The 18717-nt window shown below is 72.0% G+C and carries 20 protein-coding genes; 12 read left to right on the top strand and 8 right to left on the bottom strand.

Annotated elements, in window-relative coordinates; all coding sequences use genetic code 11:
- Nucleotides 1–112 precede the first annotated feature (112 nt).
- The 3 genes from ACFYO9_RS17910 to ACFYO9_RS17900 all read left to right on the top strand — a co-directional run bounded on the left by ACFYO9_RS17910 (nucleotide 113) and on the right by ACFYO9_RS17900 (nucleotide 3035).
- Nucleotides 113–1153, top strand: coding sequence for a PhlD (locus ACFYO9_RS17910; RefSeq protein ID WP_358778989.1), 1041 nt, complete (start codon nucleotides 113–115; stop codon nucleotides 1151–1153).
- An 83-nt stretch (nucleotides 1154–1236) separates the two neighbouring features.
- Entirely contained in the window at nucleotides 1237–2184 is a 948-nt protein-coding gene (locus tag ACFYO9_RS17905) for an alpha/beta hydrolase (protein ID WP_358778988.1), read from the top strand.
- Between the two features lie 62 nt (nucleotides 2185–2246).
- Nucleotides 2247–3035 (top strand): GNAT family N-acetyltransferase, encoded by a 789-nt coding sequence (locus ACFYO9_RS17900; protein ID WP_358778987.1) that lies wholly within the window; start codon nucleotides 2247–2249, stop codon nucleotides 3033–3035.
- Between the two features lie 31 nt (nucleotides 3036–3066).
- Here ACFYO9_RS17900 and ACFYO9_RS17895 read toward each other — a convergent pair whose 3' ends face one another.
- The 5 genes from ACFYO9_RS17895 to ACFYO9_RS17875 all read right to left on the bottom strand — a co-directional run bounded on the left by ACFYO9_RS17895 (nucleotide 3067) and on the right by ACFYO9_RS17875 (nucleotide 7875).
- A complete protein-coding gene (locus ACFYO9_RS17895) occupies nucleotides 3067–3618 on the bottom strand; it encodes an isochorismatase family protein (protein WP_358778986.1) in 552 nt (183 codons plus the stop codon).
- 53 nt (nucleotides 3619–3671) lie between these two features.
- Entirely contained in the window at nucleotides 3672–5111 is a 1440-nt protein-coding gene (locus ACFYO9_RS17890) for an MFS transporter (RefSeq protein ID WP_358778985.1), read from the bottom strand.
- Nucleotides 5108–5551, bottom strand: coding sequence for a MarR family transcriptional regulator (locus ACFYO9_RS17885; protein WP_355806930.1), 444 nt, complete (start codon nucleotides 5549–5551; stop codon nucleotides 5108–5110). The genes ACFYO9_RS17890 and ACFYO9_RS17885 overlap by 4 nt, the downstream gene beginning before the upstream one ends.
- 159 nt (nucleotides 5552–5710) lie before the next feature.
- Nucleotides 5711–7432 (bottom strand): glycoside hydrolase family 18 protein, encoded by a 1722-nt coding sequence (locus ACFYO9_RS17880; RefSeq protein ID WP_358778984.1) that lies wholly within the window; start codon nucleotides 7430–7432, stop codon nucleotides 5711–5713.
- Nucleotides 7433–7521: 89 nt separating this feature from the next.
- Nucleotides 7522–7875, bottom strand: a complete 354-nt coding sequence (locus tag ACFYO9_RS17875; RefSeq protein ID WP_355806926.1) for a helix-turn-helix domain-containing protein — start codon at nucleotides 7873–7875, stop codon at nucleotides 7522–7524.
- A gap of 97 nt (nucleotides 7876–7972) precedes the next feature.
- Here ACFYO9_RS17875 and ACFYO9_RS17870 point away from each other — a divergent pair, with 97 nt between their 5' ends.
- Entirely contained in the window at nucleotides 7973–8854 is an 882-nt protein-coding gene (locus tag ACFYO9_RS17870; protein WP_358778983.1) for an NAD(P)-binding domain-containing protein, read from the top strand.
- A 36-nt stretch (nucleotides 8855–8890) separates the two neighbouring features.
- Here ACFYO9_RS17870 and ACFYO9_RS17865 read toward each other — a convergent pair whose 3' ends face one another.
- On the bottom strand, nucleotides 8891–10117 hold the full coding sequence (locus ACFYO9_RS17865) for an acyl-CoA dehydrogenase family protein (RefSeq protein WP_358778982.1): 1227 nt from the start codon (nucleotides 10115–10117) through the stop codon (nucleotides 8891–8893).
- A gap of 164 nt (nucleotides 10118–10281) precedes the next feature.
- Here ACFYO9_RS17865 and ACFYO9_RS17860 point away from each other — a divergent pair, with 164 nt between their 5' ends.
- Nucleotides 10282–10926 carry a TetR family transcriptional regulator gene (locus ACFYO9_RS17860; protein WP_355806920.1) on the top strand — a complete coding sequence of 215 codons (645 nt, stop codon included), beginning with the start codon at nucleotides 10282–10284 and terminating at the stop codon, nucleotides 10924–10926.
- A gap of 2 nt (nucleotides 10927–10928) precedes the next feature.
- On the opposite strand, the gene def is transcribed toward ACFYO9_RS17860, so the two are convergent.
- Nucleotides 10929–11468 carry a peptide deformylase gene (gene def / locus ACFYO9_RS17855; protein WP_358778981.1) on the bottom strand — a complete coding sequence of 180 codons (540 nt, stop codon included), beginning with the start codon at nucleotides 11466–11468 and terminating at the stop codon, nucleotides 10929–10931.
- A gap of 152 nt (nucleotides 11469–11620) precedes the next feature.
- Between def and ACFYO9_RS17850 the strand changes: the two genes are divergently transcribed.
- The 5 genes from ACFYO9_RS17850 (at nucleotide 11621) to ACFYO9_RS17830 (ending at nucleotide 16152) form a co-directional block, all read left to right on the top strand.
- Nucleotides 11621–12859 (top strand): MurT ligase domain-containing protein, encoded by a 1239-nt coding sequence (locus tag ACFYO9_RS17850; RefSeq protein WP_355806916.1) that lies wholly within the window; start codon nucleotides 11621–11623, stop codon nucleotides 12857–12859.
- A 40-nt stretch (nucleotides 12860–12899) separates the two neighbouring features.
- Nucleotides 12900–13628: a glutamine amidotransferase gene (locus ACFYO9_RS17845; RefSeq protein ID WP_355806914.1), complete on the top strand. Its 729-nt coding sequence runs from the start codon at nucleotides 12900–12902 to the stop codon at nucleotides 13626–13628.
- A 190-nt stretch (nucleotides 13629–13818) separates the two neighbouring features.
- Complete coding sequence (locus ACFYO9_RS17840) at nucleotides 13819–14844, top strand: 6-phosphofructokinase (protein WP_358708899.1); 1026 nt, start codon at nucleotides 13819–13821, stop codon at nucleotides 14842–14844.
- A 108-nt stretch (nucleotides 14845–14952) separates the two neighbouring features.
- Complete coding sequence (locus ACFYO9_RS17835; RefSeq protein WP_358708900.1) at nucleotides 14953–15903, top strand: cytochrome c oxidase assembly protein; 951 nt, start codon at nucleotides 14953–14955, stop codon at nucleotides 15901–15903.
- An 87-nt stretch (nucleotides 15904–15990) separates the two neighbouring features.
- Nucleotides 15991–16152, top strand: a complete 162-nt coding sequence (locus ACFYO9_RS17830) for a hypothetical protein (RefSeq protein ID WP_358708901.1) — start codon at nucleotides 15991–15993, stop codon at nucleotides 16150–16152.
- Between the two features lie 49 nt (nucleotides 16153–16201).
- On the opposite strand, the gene ACFYO9_RS17825 is transcribed toward ACFYO9_RS17830, so the two are convergent.
- Nucleotides 16202–16660, bottom strand: a complete 459-nt coding sequence (locus ACFYO9_RS17825; protein ID WP_358778980.1) for an SSI family serine proteinase inhibitor — start codon at nucleotides 16658–16660, stop codon at nucleotides 16202–16204.
- 210 nt (nucleotides 16661–16870) lie between these two features.
- Between ACFYO9_RS17825 and ACFYO9_RS17820 the strand changes: the two genes are divergently transcribed.
- Nucleotides 16871–17605, top strand: a complete 735-nt coding sequence (locus ACFYO9_RS17820) for a lysophospholipid acyltransferase family protein (protein ID WP_358778979.1) — start codon at nucleotides 16871–16873, stop codon at nucleotides 17603–17605.
- Between the two features lie 80 nt (nucleotides 17606–17685).
- Nucleotides 17686–18717 carry an NAD-dependent epimerase/dehydratase family protein gene (locus ACFYO9_RS17815; protein ID WP_358778992.1) on the top strand — a complete coding sequence of 344 codons (1032 nt, stop codon included), beginning with the start codon at nucleotides 17686–17688 and terminating at the stop codon, nucleotides 18715–18717.

The raw sequence follows: 18717 nt of genomic DNA, 5'->3' as shown, positions 1-18717 counted from the left end.
GCGTGGCCGCCGGGCACCGGACCGCAGCGATCCGGATCTCGACAGGGCACTCGCCGCACAGTGCAGTACGTTGGCCACAGCTGTCCTTTTGCACACCCCGGGGAGCCGCCCCGTGACTGCTCACATACTCAGGCCCCACACCGTCGTCGGTGACCACAAGGTCACCACGGCCGAGATCGCCGACGACGTGAGCGCGCACCACGCCGACCATCCGCGCCTGCGCGCCCTGCTCCGCGTGATCGGCAACAGCGGGGTGCAGACCCGTTACTTCACCCGGCCCCTCGACTCCCCCACGGTGTCCGGGACCACCGACGTCGGCGAGCGCGGGCGCATCGCCTTCGCCGACTCGCTCACGATGGCCGAGCGCGCCGCGGTGTCGGCGCTGGACGCCGCGGGGCTCGCCCCGTCGGACGTCGACGCGGTCGTCACCACGCACACCACCAGCTGGACCGTGCCCAATCTGGACGTCCATCTGGTGTCCCGGCTCGGCCTGCGCCCGGATGTGCGCCGGGTCGCGCTCAGCACGGTGGCGTGTCCCGGCGGCACACAGGCGCTCATCCGCGCCGCCGACCTCCTCGCGGCACGGCCGGGCAGCAAGGTGCTCGTGGTGGCCGCCGAGGTGCTCTCCAGCATCTACCACCACAGCGACACCGGCATCGAGTCCATGATCTACAAGGCGCTGTTCGGCGACGCGGCGGCCGCGACGGTCGTGACCGACACCCCGCTGGGGCCGGGGCTCGCCGTCGACGACACCTTCGAGTACGTGTTGCCGGACAGCCTGGAGCGCCAGCGCGGCCGGATGGCCACGGACGGCATCCACTTCGACTCCACGAAGCAGGTCCTGGCGGCGGTCACCGACGTGATGCCCCGCCTGCTGGAGTGGCTCGGACCGCGGCAGCTGGACTTCGCCGTGCTCCACCCCGGCAGCCCCCGCATCATCGCCGACACGATCGCGGCCCTGCGCCTGGACGAGCACGCGGCACGGCACTCCACGGACACGCTCAGCCACGAGGGGAACCTCGGCGGAGTCAGCATCCTGCGGGTACTGGAACGCACCCACGCGGATCCGCCCGCGGACGGCGCGGAGGGCGCCGCCATCGCATTCGGGCCCGGCTTCGCGGCGGCAGCGCTGCGGTGCCGCTGGCAGGCGTAGACCTCGGCGTTTCCCGGCGACCTCCCGGCTCGGCCCGGCTCGGGGCTGTGTACGCGGCCGGTGCGCGGGCAGAGACTGACGCGATGGAACCCGTCGACATACGACACGTCACGTTCGCCGCCGGGCCCGTGCAGTTGGCCGGCACGCTGGGGCTGCCGCGGCGGGGAGAATCCGTCCGCGGCGGCGTGGTGCTGGTGGGCGGGTCCGGGTCGTCCGACCGGGACAACGACACCTTCTTCCCGCCGCTGCGGCGGCGCTTGCTGGACGCGGGGTTCGCCGTGCTCTCCTACGACAAACGGGGCGTGGGCGAGTCGTCCGGTGACTGGCGCGCCGCGACTCTGGCCGACCTGGCGGCCGACGCGGCCGCCGCCCTGGCCTTCCTCAGGTCCCGGCCCGAGGTGCGGTCCGACGCGGCGGGACTGTTCGGCCACAGTGAGGGCGGCTGGGTCGTGCTGCGCGCGGCGACGGGCCGGGACGACATTCCCTGGGTCGTCACCAGCGGCTGCCCCGCGACGACACCGGCGGTGCAGGAACGCCACGCGCTGGCCCGGTACGTACAAGGGGCGCACGCCAACAGCCAAGCGCACGCCAACAGCCGAAGTGCCGTCGAACGCGTCCTGGCCCTGTACGACCGTCTCGTCGAAGCCGGCCGACGCGACGCTGACTTCGCGACGGCGGCCGCGCTCGTGGACGCGGCGGGCGCGCCGCCGGGACTCGCGTACTACTGGGACGGGATGGACGACCGTCTTTGGACGTTCCTCAAGCGGAAGCAGGACCACGATCCGGTCCGCGATCTGCTCGGGCTGCGCTGCCCGCACCTGGCGTTCTTCGGCGGCGCGGACCCGCTCGTTCCCGTCGCCGACAGCCTCCGCGCGCTCGGCGGGGCCGCGTGCCACCCGTCCCGTCACCGCCGGGCGACGCTGACGGTGGAGGTCCTGCCGGGAGCGGATCATCGGCTGCGGCTGCCGGGCGCCACCGAGCCCGCGCCGGAGTACCTGGACCGGCTGACCCGCTGGCTGCGTCAGACCTGACCGCCTCCCCCACCGCCCGAAATCCGATTGCCGTCGCCCCTCCCGCCTGCTGAGGTGACCCCATGGATCACGCAGCGGCGCTGGCCGCGTACGACCTGCAGATGCGGCAGAGCGCTGTGGGCGAGGGCGGCGGGACGCGGATCGAGCGTGTCGGCGGTGTCGTACGGGCGACGGGGGCGGCGCACGACTGGAGTGGCGTCCTGTGGGCCGACATCGACTCGGCGACGGCCGACGCCGTGATCGCGGAACAGGTGCGCCACTTCACCGACGCGGGAAGGGAGTTCGAGTGGAAGCTGCACTCGTACGACCCTCCCGCGGACCTCGCCGAGCGGCTCTTGGCCGCCGGGTTCGAGGCCGAGCCGGTGGAGACGCTCATGGTCGCCGAGGTCGACGCCCTGCCCCCGGGCCCCGGCCTCCCCGACGGCGTCCGGCTGCTCACGGTGACGGACGCGGCGGGCGCGCGGCTCATGGCCGAGGCCCATCTGGCCGCCTTCGGGGAGGACGACGCCGAACTCAGCGAGCGCCTGGCCCGGCGCGTGCTCGACCGGCTCACCCAAACCCCGGACGAGATCGTCGCGGTGGTCGCCATGGCCGGGGAGCGGCCCGTGTGCGGCGCGCGGATCGAGCTCCGCCCGGGCACCGACTTCGCCGGCCTCTGGGGCGGCGGCACCGATCCGCGGTGGCGCGGCAAGGGCATCTACCGCGCGACGGTCGCCCACCGCGCCCGGATCGCCGCCGAGCGCGGCTACCGCTACCTGCAGGTCGACGCCTCGGACGACAGCCGCCCCATCCTGGACCGGCTCGGGTTCAGCACGCTCTGCACCACCACGCCGTACGTGTACCGGCCGTAGCCGCCGAGTCCGGCGCGCCGGGCGCCCGGCCTCAGCCGAGCAGCTTGGCGATGGCCTCCGCCGTGTCCGTCTCGCCCAGGCGCGGGAAGACCTTCTCCACGCTGTTGCGGTGGGCGTCGGCGTCCATGTCGGTCACGGCGTCGACGGCCACGGTGACGTGGTAGCCGTGCTCGTGCGCCGCGCGGGCCGTCGACTCCACGCCGATGCTGGTCGCGATGCCGGTGACGACGACCTGGGTGACACCTCGGCGGCGCAGCTGCAGGTCGAGGTCGGTGCCGTAGAACGCGCCCCACTGCTGCTTGGTGACGACGATGTCGCCGTCGGTGCGCCCCAGTTCGGGCACCAGCTCCGCCCAGTCCGCGGGCACGTCGCCGCCGCGCGCCGGGGATTCGGTGCGGCCCGGGGCGCCGCCGGTCACCCGGACCAGGACCACGGGCAGGCCACGGTCACGGAAGGCGTCGGCCAGTGCCGCGGACCGTTCGACGATCTGCTGCGCGGGGTGGGCGGTCGGCAGGGCGGTGATGCCCTTCTGGAGGTCGACGACGACGAGGGCGGTGGTGGGGTCAAGGACGGTGGCGGTCATGGGGGTGCCTTTCGCTGGTGCTCTTGCTTGTCGGGTGGGTTCGGGCAGGTCGGTCAGGGGGCGGGCTTCGTGCGGCCGGGGCGCCCGGGGCGGCCGGACCGGAGCGCCCGGTCCGACACCGTCAGGACGATCAGGGCCAGCGCCAGGACGCCCCCGACGGCGCCCATCAGGTGGAGCCCGCCGTCGTCGGCCCGCTGCCCGTAGGCGAGGCCGATCAGACCGGAGGCCGTGATGGCACCGAGGTACTGGGCGGTGCGCTGGAGGCCCGCCGCGGCGCCGATCGCGTCGGCGGGCGCGTACTGCTGCACGGCCGCCTGGTTGGCGGTGCCCATGAGCCCCTGCGGAACGCCGAAGCACGCGCCGGTGATGAGCAGCGCGGCGAGCGGTGTGGCGCCCGACGTGCCGAGCAGCAGCGCGCTGCCCGCGGCGAGCAGCACGGCGGCCACGGTGAGCGGCGCCCGGATGCCCTTCGTCCGCGCCCCGATCAGCGAACAGGCCAGCGCGGCAAGGGACATGGGCAGCATCACGAGCCCGGTGTGCAGGGACGAGTAGCCGCGCTCCTCCTCCAGCCACTGCGTGAAGCCGTACATCACGCAGTACACGACGAGGTAGCTGAGGCCGTGCCGCAGATAGGTGCGGGCGAGCGCGCGGTTGGCGCCCAGCATGCGCAGGTCGATGAAGGGGCTCGGGTGGCGCAGCTGCCACCAGGTGAGCACGGCGCCGAGCACGGCGGTGGGGGCGAGCAGCCACCACATCGGGGCGCGCAGGTCGAGGAGGAAGACGACGAGGCAGCAGAGCGCTCCGGTGAACAGGAGTATGCCCAGCGGATCGAGCGCGCCGGCCCGGCCGCCGCCTCCCGCGGTCCTGGCGCCCGCGCGTGGCGGGTCCTTCGGGATCCAGCGCAGGGCGCTGCCGTACGCGAGGAGCGCCACCGGCACGTTGACGGCGAAGATGCCGCGCCAGCCCGCGGTCGCGACGAGGAGGCCGCCGAGCGTCGGCCCGACGGCCGCGCTGCCGAGCGCCGCGAAGGAGAGCCGCCCGAGGACGGTGCGCGGCGTGGGGCGGCCGAGGCGTACGGACTCGCCGCGCAGGACGGCCATCGCCGCCGGGTACGCGGCCGACGTCCCGACGCCGAGCAGCAGCCGGGAGACGAGCAGCCAGCCGAAACCGGGAGCGAGCGCCCCGACGAGGCCCGACGCGACGACGACCACGAGCCCGCCGAGGAAGACCCGACGTGGTCCGATGCTGTCGGCGAGTCTGCCGAGGACGGGCTGGCCCACGGCGCTCGCGAGGTAGAGCACGGAGACGAGCCAGGCGGTGTCGGAGGCGCCGATGCCGAAGTCGTGACCGATCGCCACCAGGGCGGTGGAGATCATCGTGGTGTTGAGCGGGTTGAGCAGGGAGCCGAGGAGCAGGGGCGCGGTGAGCCGCGCGCCGAAGCCGGGCCGCTCCTGCGCCGCCGGGTCCGCCCGTGCGGGAGATGCGGCTCTCACTTGCCCACCAGTCGCTCCAGGAGCTCGACGGCGTCGGCCAGTCGGCGCCGCTCGGCCGGGTCGAGCTCCTCGGCGACGGCCACCGACAGCCAGCTCTGCTTGGCGGCGCGCGCGTCGGCGAGAGTGCGGCGGCCCTCGTCGGTCAGGGAGAGCACGGACTGCCGCCCGTCGTCCGGGTCGGGCGTCCGCTCGACGAGCGCCAGGGACTCCAGGGCGCTCACGGTCATCCGCATCGACTGCGGTCGTACGAATTCCGCGCGTGCGAGGCCGGCGGTGGTCGCCGGGCCCTCGCGGTCGAGCCGGGCGAGCACGGACCGCTGCGTGGGGCTGAGGCCGCTGCCGGGCGACGCGCCGCGCAGCCTGCGCACGAAGCGCCCGACGACGTTCGTGAGGTCGGCGGCGACTTGCTCCGGCGTGGGATCGCCCAGGTGCTCGCTCATGTCTCTACCGTACGGAATTGACAGGCAAACTTGCAAACTTCCCTGTCGACCTGAACCATCCCTCGGCATCGGCACCGGCACCCGCACCCGCACCCCGGATCGACGGCACGGAAAACGGGCGGGCCCGCGCACGGCCCGCCCGCTCTCCCACCGGATTCGTTACGGGAGGCCGTGCACCTTCGGGCCGACGGAGCCCGACCACGCGCCGCCCGCCGTCGCGTCCCAGTTCGTGGACCACGTCATGGCGCCGCGCAGTCCCGGGTACGTCTTCGACGGCTTGAAGGAGCCACAGCCGGTGCCGCGGGCCAGACAGTCGAGGGCGTTGTTCACGACGGAGGGGGCCACGTAGCCGCTGCCCGCGGCGCGCGTCGACGCGGGCACGCCGATACCGACCTGTGACGGGTCGAGGCCGCCCTCCAGCTGGATGCAGGCGAGCGCGGTCAGGAAGTCGACGGTGCCCTGGCTGTAGACCTTGCCGTCGCAGCCCAGCATCGAACCGCTGTTGTAGTACTGCATGTTGACGACCGTGAGGATGTCCTTCACGTTCAGCGCCGTCTGGAAGTACCCGCCGGACGTGGACTGCATGTCGATGGTCTGCGGCGCCATCGTGAGGACCAGCTTCGGGCCCGCCTTCGCGGCGAGTTGGCGCAGCGCCTTCGTCATGTAGGTGGGGTTGAGGCCGTTCTCCAGGTCGATGTCGACGCCGTCGAACCCGTACTCCCGCATCAGGGCGTAGGCGCTGTCCGCGAACGCCGTGGCGGAGGCGTCGCTGTTGACCGAGATGCTGCCCTTCTCGCCGCCGACCGAGAGGATCACGGACTTGCCCGCGGCGCGCTTCGCGGCGATGTCCGCCTTGAAGTCGGCGGTGGAGGAGTAGCCGACGGCCGGGTCCAGGTTGAAGGCGATCTGGCCCGGCGTGGACGTGGCGTCGGCGAAGGAAACGGCGATGATGTCGTACTGCGCCGACACGTCCCGCAGCTTCTGCACCGTCGCGCCGTTGTTGAAGTTCTGCCAGTAGCCGGTCAGGGCGTGCTTGGGCACGGGGCCGCCGTCCCCGCCGCCCGCCTTCGCGGTCCGTGCGGACACCGCCGCCGACTTCGGCGACTCGCCTGCGGCGTTCACGGCGCTCACCTGGAAGCTGTACGCGGTGTCCGGCGTGAGGCCGGCGACGGTCGTGGACGCGCCGCCGACCGAGGCGACCTTCGTACCGTCGCGGTAGACGGTGTACCCGGTGGCGGTGGACACCGGCGTCCAGGAAAGGTCCACCGAGGTCGACGTCGTGGCGCCCGCCGCGAGGCCGGCCGGCACGGGCGGTATCTCCACCGGGTCGGTGCCGCCGCCCCCGTCGGGCCCGAGGACGCTCACGTCGTCGACGTAGTACGCGCCCTGCCCGTACCAGCCGTGCGTGTACACGGTGACCGACGTCGTGTTCGCGCCGGTGCTGAAGCTGGTGGAGAGCTGCTGCCAGGAGGAGTTGCCCGGCGTCCAGGTCGTCACGTCGGTGGTACCGGTGCCGCGAGCACCGAGGTAGACGTAGCTGCCCTGCACCCAACTGCTGAGCTTGTACGTGGAGTTGGGCTTCACGGCGACGGTCTGGGAACACTCGGCGGTGTCCTGGCCGGACGGAGCGGCCTTGAGGGCCTTCACCCCGCCGTGCACGGGTGAGGTGACGGAGGCGCCGCTGTCGGCGGCGCAGGTCCAGTTGCTCAGCCCCGCTTCGAACCCGGCGTTCTTGGCGACATTGACGTCCGCCGCCGCGGCGTCCGCCGACTGCGCGGGTGCGGCGAGCACGGTGACGGCGAGCGCGGCGGCCGCGCCGACGCCGATCACCGCGCCGATTCTCCGGCGAATGCCGGGGCGGCCCTGACGTACACGGTCCACGGATTACCTCCAGGGAGAGGTGCAGCACGGAAGTGAACGACGGTGGCCACCGCTACTGCGGGCAAAGCTGGTCCAGACCAATCAAGTTGTCAAGGTCTGCGGACAGACAAAGTCGACCGCTCACGCCCCCAGGCGGCCAGCGGCTGGAGTGCCTCGTTGAGGCGCAGGCCGTCCCCGGTCAGCGAGTACTCGACGCGGGGCGGCACCTCGTCGTAGGAAACGCGGCACACGACGCCGTCCGTCTCCATCTCGCGCAGATGCGAGGCCAGCACCTTCTCGGTGATCCCGGGAAGCAGCCGGCGCAGCTCGCCGAAGCGGCGGCAGGGGTACTCGTGGAGCGCCCAGAGGATCAGCACCTTCCACTTGCCGCCGATCACTTCCATCGCGCTGTCGATCCCGCAGACGTGTCCCTCTGGTGCGCCCGGCCGGTTCAGCGTCGTCATGCCCCCACCCTTCTGACGTGCTCGCTCACCTCAGGGTAACCACCCACTCCAAAGTGCGTACTTGAGCGGCTGCGGGCCTGTGACCAGCCTTGACGGCATGACACAGCACCCCGTTGAGAAGACCTCCGTCACCCTGCTCGGCCTCGGCGCGATGGGCACCGCGCTGGCCCGTACCTGGCTTGCGGCGGGCCACCCGCTCACCGTCTGGAACCGCACCCCGGCCCGCGCCGCGGCGCTCGCCGCCGAGGGCGCGAGACTCGCGGACAGCGCCGCCGACGCGGTCGCGGCGAACACCCTGGTCGTCGTCTGCCTGTTGGACGACGCCTCCGCCGACGAGGTCCTCGCCGGCGCCGACCTGACCGGCAAGGACCTGGTCAATCTGATCACCAGCACCCCCGCCCAGGCCCGCGCCCGCGCCGTCTGGGCCGACCGGCGCGGCGCCCGCTACCTCGACGGCGGGATCATGGCCGTCCCCCCGATGATCGGCGCCCCGGAGGCCGGCGGCTACGTCTTCTACAGCGGCTCGCGAGGACTGTTCGAGCAGCACCGGGAGACCTTGGGCGTCCCGGCCGGCGCCACCTACGTCGGCGAGGACGCGGGCTTCGCGGCCCTGCACGACGTGGCCCTGCTCAGCGCCATGTACGGGATGTTCGCCGGGGCCGCGCACGCCTTCGCCCTGATCCGCAAGGAGGACATCGACCCCGCCTCGCTCGCCCCGCTGCTCGCCGACTGGCTGGTCGCGATGGCCCCGGCGGTGCATCAGACCGCCGGCCAACTGCGCAGCGGTGACTACACCGAGGGCGTCGTCTCCAACCTCGCCATGCAGGTGGCCGGCACGCCGACCTTCCTGAGCACGGCCGAGCAGCAGGGCGTCAGCCCGGAACTGCTCAGCCCCTACTTCGCCCTGATGCGCCGTCGCCTGGCCGAGGGCAGCGGCGAGGAGGACCTGACCGGCGTGATCGACCTGCTGGTGCGCTGACCGGCACCGATGACGCCGCGGCCGTCCACGCCGGCGCTAGCGGATCGGCATCCCCGACAGCGTCCGCGCGATGACGAGGCGCTGGATCTCGCTGGTGCCCTCGAAGATCGTGTAGATCGCGGCGTCGCGGTGCATCCGCTCCACCGGGTACTCGCGGGTGAAGCCGTTGCCGCCCAGGATCTGGACCGCCTGGGCGGTGACCTTCTTGGCGACCTCGCTCGCGTACAGCTTCGACATGGAGCCCTCGGCCGACTCGAACTTCTTGCCGGTGGAGGCCATCCAGGAGGCGCGCCACACCAGGAGGCGGGCCGCGTCGATCTGGGTGCGCATGTCGGCGAGCTGGAAGGCGATGCCCTGGTTGTCGATGATCGGGCGGCCGAACTGCGTACGCGTCTTGGCGTACTCCAGCGCCTCCTCGTACGCGGCGCGGGCCGTGCCCACCGCCATGGCGCCGACCGCCGGGCGGGAGGCCTCGAAGGTGGCCATCGCGGCGTTCTTGACCCGCTCACCGCCCGACTTGGCGCGCTCCCGCGCGCGGGCCATGCGCTCGTCCAGCTTCTCCTTGCCGCCGAGCAGACAGTGGCCGGGGACGCGCACGTCCTCCAGGACGACCTCGGCGGTGTGCGAGGCGCGGATGCCGTGCTTCTTGAACTTCTGCCCCTGGGACAGGCCGGGGGTGTTCGGCGGGACGATGAAGGAGGCGTGCCCCTTGGAGCCGAGCTCCGGGTCGACCACCGCGACGACCACGTGGACGTTGGCGATGCCGCCGTTGGTCGCCCAGGTCTTCGTGCCGTTGAGGACCCACTCGTCCTTGGCCTCGTCGTAGACGGCGCGGGTCCGCATGGCCGCCACGTCGGATCCGGCGTCCGGCTCGGAGGAGCAGAAGGCGGCGACCTTCACGTCGTTCACGTCGCCGTACATCTGCGGGATCCAGGTGCCGATCTGCTCCTCGGTGCCGTTGGCGAGGACACCGACGGCGGCCAGACCCGTGCCCATGATGGACAGGCCGATGCCGGCATCGCCCCAGAAGATCTCCTCGGTCGCCATCGGGATGCCGAGGCCCGAGGGGTCGAAGAACTGCTGGGCATAGAAATCGAGCGAGTAGATCCCTATCTTCGCGGCTTCCTGGATGATGGGCCACGGGGTCTCTTCGCGCTCGTCCCACTCGGCGGCCGCGGGGCGGATCACATCGGCGGCGAACCCGTGGAGCCAGTCCCGGACCTCCTTCTGTTCGTCGTTGAGCTCCATGGTGAACTCGGCCATGACCCCTCCAGGACCTGCGATCAACTGCGACGTTACTTGCGGTAACCGCAGTGTGTTACCGGCCAGTAGTCCATGTCAACTCCCGGCAGCCCGTTCGATGGGCACCCGCCGGCGGGTGTTACGTTGCGCGTGCGTCACCGATTCAGCACGGGCGGGGAGAAACGATGGAGACCACGCAGCGGACCGATCAGCAGCGGTCCGCGGAGCATCGACGGCGCGAGCTGCTCGAGGCCGCGGACCGGGTGGTGCTCCGCGACGGCCCCGGCGCCTCGATGAACGCCATCGCCGCCGAGGCGGGCATCACCAAGCCGATCCTCTACCGCCACTTCGGCGACAAGGGCGGCCTGTACGCGGCGCTCGCCAAGCGGCACACGGACGCCCTCCTCGAAGCCCTGCGCGCCGCGCTCGACGCCCCCGCCGAGCGCAGGGAACGCGTCGAGGCCACCCTCGACACCTACCTCGCGGCCATCGAGGCCCGGCCCCAGGTCTACCGCTTCCTGATGCACCCGTCCGAGGCCCCCTCCCCCGGTGAGCAGGGCTTCGACGTCGGACTGCACTCCGCGCCGCTGCTGCGCCGGCTCGGCGAGGAGCTCGCCGAGGTCATCGAGGAGCGCGTCGACCTCGGCCCGGAGGGCGCCGAGCTCGCCCGGGTGTGGGGGCACGGCATCGTCGGCATGATGCACGCCGCCGGCGACTGGTGGCTCGGCGAACGGCCGTGCCCGCGCGCCCAGTTGGTGCGCAGCCTCGCCGATCTGCTGTGGGGCCGGCTCGCCGCCGCCGGCAACCGCGTCGGCGGCCCCGGGTTCTGACCTCAGTCGTTCCAGGGGGCCTTGGCTGCGGCCCGCAGCACCCTGCGGCGCCGCCAGCCCGTGACGTGGTCGGTGTAGACACCGCCGCCCAAGTGGTCGCACTCGTGCTGGAGACAGCGCGCGAACCAGCCCGTGCCGTGCACCCGGGTCGGCTCCCCGCGGAGATCGAGGCCTTCGACCACGGCGTGGTCGAAGCGCGGCGTGCCCGCCTCCAGACCGGGCAGCGACAGACACCCCTCGGGGCCCCGCACGATCACTCCATCGGCCTCGACGAGCGTCGGATTCACCACGTGCCCGAGATGGCGGACGTCCTCGTCGTCCGGGCAGTCGTACACGAACACCCGCCGGCCCACGCCGATCTGGTTCGCGGCGAGTCCCACCCCCCGGGCGGCGTACATCGTGGCGAACATGTCCTCGACGAGCTCCGCCAGTTCGGGACCGAAGTCGGTGACCTCCTCGCACGGCGCGTGCAGCACGGGGTCACCGAGCAGGGTCAGAGGTCGTACGCGCCCCGAGGCGCCCGGGATCGTGCCGTGTCGCATGGCGGCAAGAGTACGGTCCAGGGACAGGAGCGGCACCGGCGAGGTGTCGCGGTGGTGCCGTGATTCGGGCTTGCCTGTGGATCTCGATAGGCTGGGCAGCGAATCGATGCCGGGGGCAGGCGCGGCGCCGTACGCAAGGAGGATCTCGACAGATGTCAGGCAACACGGACCCGCTGTCGCCGCGGGCCAAGCTGGCCGTGACGGCGGGCAAGGCGGCCGCGGCGGTGTCACGCGCGGCGGGCCGCGGCAGCGGATCGGTGATCGGCGGCAAGGTCGCGCTCAGGCTCGACCCCGAACTGCTCGGACGGCTCGCCACGCACCTGGACGTGGTCCTCGTGTCGGCCACCAACGGCAAGACGACCACCACGCGTCTGATCGCCGAGGCGCTGCGCGCCAGCGGCCCGGTCGTCTCGAACGCGCTGGGCGCGAACATGCCCGCCGGAATCACCTCCGCCCTCGCGGGCGGCTCTGACGCGCGGTTCGGCGTGATCGAGGTCGACGAGAAGTACCTCGCGGGCGTCGCCCGTGACGTCGACCCCAAGGCGATCGCGCTGCTGAACCTCTCGCGCGACCAGCTGGACCGCGCCGCGGAGACCCGCATGCTCGCCGAGCACTGGCGCGAGGGCCTGGCCGGTTCCAAGGCCGTGGTCATCGCCAACGCCGACGACCCGCTGGTCGTCTGGGCGGCCTCCTCCTCGCCGAACGTGGTGTGGGTGGCCGCGGGCCAGGAGTGGAAGGACGACGCCTGGTCGTGCCCCTCCTGCGGTGGCGTCATGCAGCGCCCCGGGGACGACTGGTTCTGCGGCGAGTGCGGCTTCCGCCGTCCGGCGCCCAGCTGGGTGCTCTCCGGCGACCACGTCCTGGACCCGCACGGCTCGGCCTGGCCGATCCACCTGCAGCTGCCGGGCCGGGCGAACAAGGCCAACGCCGCCTCCTCCGCGGCCGTCGCCGCCGTGTTCGGCGTGCCGCCGCAGGTCGCCCTGGAGCGCATGTACCAGGTGCAGGCCGTCGCCGGTCGCTACGACGTCGTGCAGTTCCAGGGGCGCGACCTGCGCCTGCTGCTCGCGAAGAACCCCGCGGGCTGGCTCGAAACGTTTTCGCTGATCGATCCGCCGCCGACCCCGGTGATCCTCTCGGTGAACGCGCGCGGCGCGGACGGCACGGACACCTCCTGGCTGTGGGACGTCGACTACACGCGCCTGGCCGGTCACCCGATCTTCGTGCTCGGCGACCGCAAGCTGGACCTCGCGGTGCGCCTGGAGGTCGCGAACCTCGACTTCCGCGTCTGCGAGAGCCTCGACGAGGCCGTGCAGCTCGCCCCGCCCGGACGCATCGAGACCATCGCGAACTACACCGCGTTCCAGGACCTGCGCCGCCGCGTCGGCAACTGACCCGCCCGGCCTCTCCAGATCTTCGTAGGGACAAATGAGCATGAGCGACAACAGCCTGCGGCTGGTGTGGGTCTACCCCGACCTGCTGAGCACGTACGGAGACCAGGGCAACGCCCTGGTCGTGGAGCGCCGCGCCCACCAGCGCGGCCTCCAGGTCGAGCGCTACGACGTGCGCAGCGACCAGCCGGTGCCCACCTCCGGCGACATCTACCTGATCGGTGGCGGCGAGGACCGCCCGCAGCGCCTCGCGGCCGAGCGGCTGCGCCGCGACGGCGGCCTGCAGCGGGCGGTCGGCAACGGCGCGATCGTCTTCTCGGTCTGCGCCGGCTACCAGATCCTCGGCAACGAGTTCATCAACGACCTCGGCCAGCGCGAGCCGGGCCTCGGCCTGCTCGATGTGGTCTCCACCCGCGGCGAGGGCGACCGGTGCGTCGGCGACGTCCTCGGCGACATCGACCCGCAGCTGGGCCTGCCCCCGCTGACCGGTTTCGAGAACCACCAGGGCATCACGCACATCGGCCCGTCCGCGCGCCCCTTCGCGCGCGTCACGCTCGGCCGGGGCAACGGCACGGGCGACGGCACCGAGGGCGCGTACAACGGCACCGTCTTCGGTACGTACATGCACGGGCCCGTCCTCGCCCGCAACCCGCTCATCGCGGACCTGCTCCTGAAGCTGGCCCTCGACGTGAACGCGCTGCCGCCCACGGACGACCGCTGGTACGAGGCGCTGCGCAACGAGCGCATCGCGGCCGCCCAGCAGCCCGCGTAACCCCGGAAGAAGAGCCCGCGCGACATGCGGGAGTAGAGCCCGCCTGACGCCCCGCCCGCACATGTGAGCGGGGCCGTCCAGCCCTCGGACGGCTGATGCGGCCCCGCCCCCCGGCGCCTATAGGGTGGCGGGGATCCAGCCGGACGACGTGGTCCGGTCATCGACCCACGTTGCAAAGGTATTCCGGGCCATGCGCATTGGTGTGCTGACCTCCGGCGGCGACTGCCCCGGCCTGAACGCCGTCATCCGTTCCGTCGTGCACCGCGCGGTGGCGGACCACGGCGACGAGGTCATCGGCTTCCACGACGGCTGGAAAGGCCTCCTGGAATGCGATTACCGCAAGCTGGACCTCGACGCGGTGGGCGGCATCCTCGCCCGCGGCGGAACGATTCTCGGCTCCTCGCGCGTCCAGCCCGCCCATCTGCGGGACGGCGTGGAGCGCGCCAAGGGGCACGTCGTCGACCTCGGCCTCGACGCGATCATCCCGATCGGCGGTGAGGGCACGCTGAAGGCGGCCCGGCTGCTGTCCGACGCGGGTCTTCCCATCGTCGGGGTGCCCAAGACGATCGACAACGACATCGCCGTCACCGACGTCACCTTCGGCTTCGACACCGCCGTGGGCGTGGCGACCGAGGCGCTGGACCGGCTGAAGACCACCGCCGAGTCGCACCAGCGCGTCCTCATCGTCGAGGTCATGGGGCGGCACACCGGCTGGATCGCCCTCCACTCGGGCATGGCCGCCGGTGCGCACGCCATCGTCGTCCCGGAGCGCCCCTTCGACATCGAGGAGCTCGCGGCGAAGGTCGGTGAACGCTTCTCGGCGGGCAAGAAGTTCGCGATCGTGGTGGCCGCCGAGGGCGCCAAGCCCCGTGAGGGCTCCATGGAGTTCGACGTGGGCGCCAAGGACATCTACGGCCACGAGCGGTTCGCGGGCATCGCCCGGCAGCTCTCCCTCGAACTGGAGCAGCGCCTGGGCAAGGAGGCGCGGCCGGTCATCCTCGGCCACGTCCAGCGCGGCGGCACCCCGACCGCGTACGACCGCGTTCTCGCCACCCGTTTCGGCTGGCACGCCGTGGAGGCCGTGCACCGCGGCGAGTTCGGCAGGATGACGGCGCTGCGCGGCACGGACATCACGATGGTGCCGCTTGCCGAGGCCGTCGAGACGCTGAAGACCGTGCCCGACGAGCGGTACGCGGAAGCGGAGTGCGTGCTGTAGATCCGGCGCCCCTCGCCTTACTCGCCCCCGGTCGTGTCAGCGGCCGGGGGCGGTTCTAGTCTGGTGCGGACACACGTCGCACAATCCGCACGAATCAGGAGCCACTGGATGGATCACAGCGGGCACGGCATGAACATGGATCTGCCGCCGTTCACGCTGGGGCGAGGCCTGGAACTCTCGGCCGACCCCTTCTTCCTCATCGGCTGCCTGGTGGCCCTCGCCCTGTACGGGTGGGGCGTGGCCCGGCTCGTGCGGCGCGGCGACAAGTGGCCGGTCGGCCGCACGATCGCGTTCGTGATCGGCATTTTCACGGTGCTGCTCGTGATGTGCACCAAGCTCAACGACTACGGCATGGTCATGTTCAGCGTGCACATGTCCCAGCACATGGTGATCAGCATGCTCTCGCCGATCCTGCTGCTGCTCGGGGCGCCGATCACGCTGGCGCTGCGGGCGCTGCCGGTGGCGGCGCGCGGCAGCAAGGGCCCGCGCGAGTGGCTGCTCTGGCTGCTGCACAGCCGGTACATCAAGATCATCACGCACCCCGCGTTCACCATCCCGCTGTTCATCGCGAGCCTGTACGCGCTGTACTTCACGCCGATCTTCGACACGCTGATGGGCTCCAGGGCGGGCCACATCGCGATGATGGTGCACTTCCTCGCCGTCGGACTGGTCTTCTTCTGGCCGATCATGGGCGTCGACCCCGGGCCGCACCGCCCCGGCTACGTGATGCGGATGCTGGAGCTCTTCGCCGGGATGCCCTTCCACGCGTTCTTCGGCATCGCGCTGATGATGGCCACCCAGCCGATGATCGGCACCTATATGCACCCGCCCGCCTCGCTGGGCATCGACGCGCTCGCCGACCAGGAGGCGGCGGGCGGCATCGCCTGGGCCTTCAGCGAGATCCCGTCCGTGGTGGTCCTGGTCGCCCTGCTCTTCCAGTGGCGCAAGTCCGAGGACCGCGAGGCACGGCGCAAGGACCGCGCCGCGGACCGCGACGGCGACAAGGAGCTGGAGGCGTACAACGCCTATCTGGCCTCACTGGCCTCTCGCGGACGCTAGCGCCCGAGGGGCCTTCCGGGTGACGATGGTCTGAGGACCGAGGTCTCGGCGCACGGGCGTCGCAGGCCGCCGGGAGGAGGCTGAGCGATGCCCAGTTCCACGAAGACCATGGGTGGGTTCACCATCGGAGGGCTGGTCATGGTGACGGCCTACACGGTGGCCCTCGGAAGCAACGGCTGGCTGTGGTTCGGCTGGGTGGTGGTCGGCCTGATCACGCTGGCGATGGTCCTGTCGCGCGGGACGCCCTGAGGCGGCCCCGCGTGGGCCTGTGTGGCGGCGTGAATGCCCGTGAGGCCCGTCAGAAGCGGAAGACGTGACCGGTCTCGTTCTCCATGGCGCAGGCGTTCGGATAGGTCTTGTGCCAGCTGACGTTCCGGCCGCGAAACGTGCCGGTGGCGGTCGCGGTGACCGGTTCGAACTCCTTCGTGCACACGCGCGGAGCCGCCCGGAGGGCCTCGAAGTCCCCGTCCGCTTCGAAAATCTCCTCACAGGCCTCGGCCGCCGCAGGATGGTGTCCTGACGGCTCGGGCTCGCACTCCAGGAGTACGCCGCGGATCCAGGTGTTCCCGTCTCCCGAGAGGGTGAGGAAGAGCCCGCGCCTCGGGGCGGGAGCGGCCTCCGCCGCCTGGGCCGGGACGGCGGCGGTGAGCGCGATGAGGGTCCCGGCCGCGAGGGCGGCGAACGGGCGCGTCGAGCGCACGCCGACGCGGGTGGAGCGTGCGCTCGCGGGGACCGGGCTCGTGACGGCCGGGATCATGCTGGCCTCCGGGAGGGGGTTCGGTGACGTTCCGTGGTGACGGGGACGCCGGGCAGAGGCCAGGGCACTCCCCGTACGGGCCGTCGGTCCAGCCGCCGCGCCGATCGGCCCCCCGCACGGCCGCACGCAAGGGCCCGAACGGGCTCTCGCATCCGCGCGCTCGATTGGCTACTGTGCGTCGGCACCGGGACGAGGGGGAAGGCTGCCGCCATGTTCTACCTACTGCTCAAGCACGTGATCCTCGGCCCACTGCTCCGGGTGATGTTCCGGCCGAGGATCGAGGGACTGGAGCACATGCCGGACCACGGCGCGGCGATCGTCGCGGGCAACCATCTGTCGTTCTCCGACCACTTCCTGATGCCGGCGATCATCAAGCGCCGGATCACCTTCCTCGCGAAGGCCGAGTACTTCACGGGTCCCGGCATCAAGGGCCGGCTGACCGCCGCGTTCTTCCGCAGCGCCGGACAGATCCCGGTGGACCGCTCCGGCAAGGAGGCGGGCCAGGCCGCCATCCGTGAGGGGCTCGGCGTGCTGCGCAAGGGCGAGCTCCTCGGCATCTATCCGGAGGGCACCCGCTCGCACGACGGACGGCTGTACAAGGGCAAGGTCGGCGTCGCGGCGATGGCGCTCAAGGCGCAGGTGCCGGTGGTCCCGTGCGCCATGATCGGCACGTTCGAGGCCCAGCCGCCCGGCCGGAAGGTCCCGAAGCTGAAGCGCGTGACGATCCGCTTCGGCGAACCCCTCGACTTCACCCGTTACGTCGGCATGGACAACGAGAAGGCGGTGCTGCGGGCCGTCACCGACGAGATCATGTACGCGATCCTCGGGCTCTCCGGACAGGAGTACGTGGACAAGTACGCGGCGGTCGTGAAGGCGGAGGAGGCGGAACGCGCGGCGGCGAGGGCCGGGGAACCGCGGAAGTTCCCGCGCATGCCGCTGAGCTGACCGGGGTGCGGCTCTGCTGAGAGCAGATGCCGTTCCGGGGGCCGCCCCACGGAACGTACGGTCCGATCATGAAGAACGCGATGGTGATCGGTGCGACGGGGCAGATCGGGCGCGCGACGGTTCGGGCGCTGGTCCAGGACGGCTGGGCGGTGACGGCGGCGTCCCGGGGAGCGGGTCGTGACGCGGGGTGGCCCGAGGACGTCCGGGTCGTGCGCCTCGACCGGGAGGATGACGCGGCGCTCGCCGAAGCGCTCGGCGACGGCGTCGATCTGGTGGTCGACATGGTGGCGTTCACCGCGTCGCACGCCCGCCAGTACGCCCGCCTCGCCGACCGGATCGGGTCGGCCGTGGTGCTCTCCAGCGGGACGGTGTACGAGGACGAGCAGGGCCGCAATTTCGACACCCAGGACGACGCGGACGGCTTCCCCCGCCTGCCCGTGCCGATTCCGGAGACACAGCGCACGGTGGCGCCGGGCGAGGGCACCTACAGCACCCGCAAGGTCGAGCTGGAGCGTGCACTGCTCGCGCTGGGCGAGCGGCTGCCGGTGACGATGGTGCGGGCCGGCGCGATCCACGGGCCGCACGGCCGGGCGCCGCGCGAGCTGTACTTCGTGAAACGGAATCTGGACGGGCGGCGTACACGCGTGCTCTCGTACGGCGGACTCAGCCGCTTCCACCCGGTGAGCGTCCACAACATCGCGGAGCTGGTACGGCTCGCGGCCGCGCAGCCCGCTTCCCGGGTGATCAACGCGGGCGATCCGTACGCGCCCACGGTCGCGGAGATCGGCGCGGCCGTCGACGCCGTGATGGGCTTCGGGAGCGAGACGGTGACGGTGCCCGGTGCGGCGCCCGGTCCGAACGTCGGCGTCACACCGTGGTCCACGGCGCATCCGGTGGTCTACGACATGTCCGCCGCGGAGCGCGAACTCGGCTACCGCGCGGTGACGACGTACGACGACGCGCTGGAGGAGACCGTCTCCTGGATCACCCGGCGGCTGGCGGGCCGGGACTGGCGCGAGGCGTTCCCGGCGATGGCCGCGGCCTACGACCCGTCGACCGACCTCTTCGACTACGCGGCGGAGGACGCCTGGCTGGCGGACCGCAAGGCCTGA

The organism is Streptomyces sp. NPDC005863 (genome assembly GCF_042871345.1).
In the GTDB taxonomy this organism is placed as follows: domain Bacteria; phylum Actinomycetota; class Actinomycetes; order Streptomycetales; family Streptomycetaceae; genus Streptomyces.
This window is presented reverse-complemented; position numbering and strand designations above follow the sequence as displayed.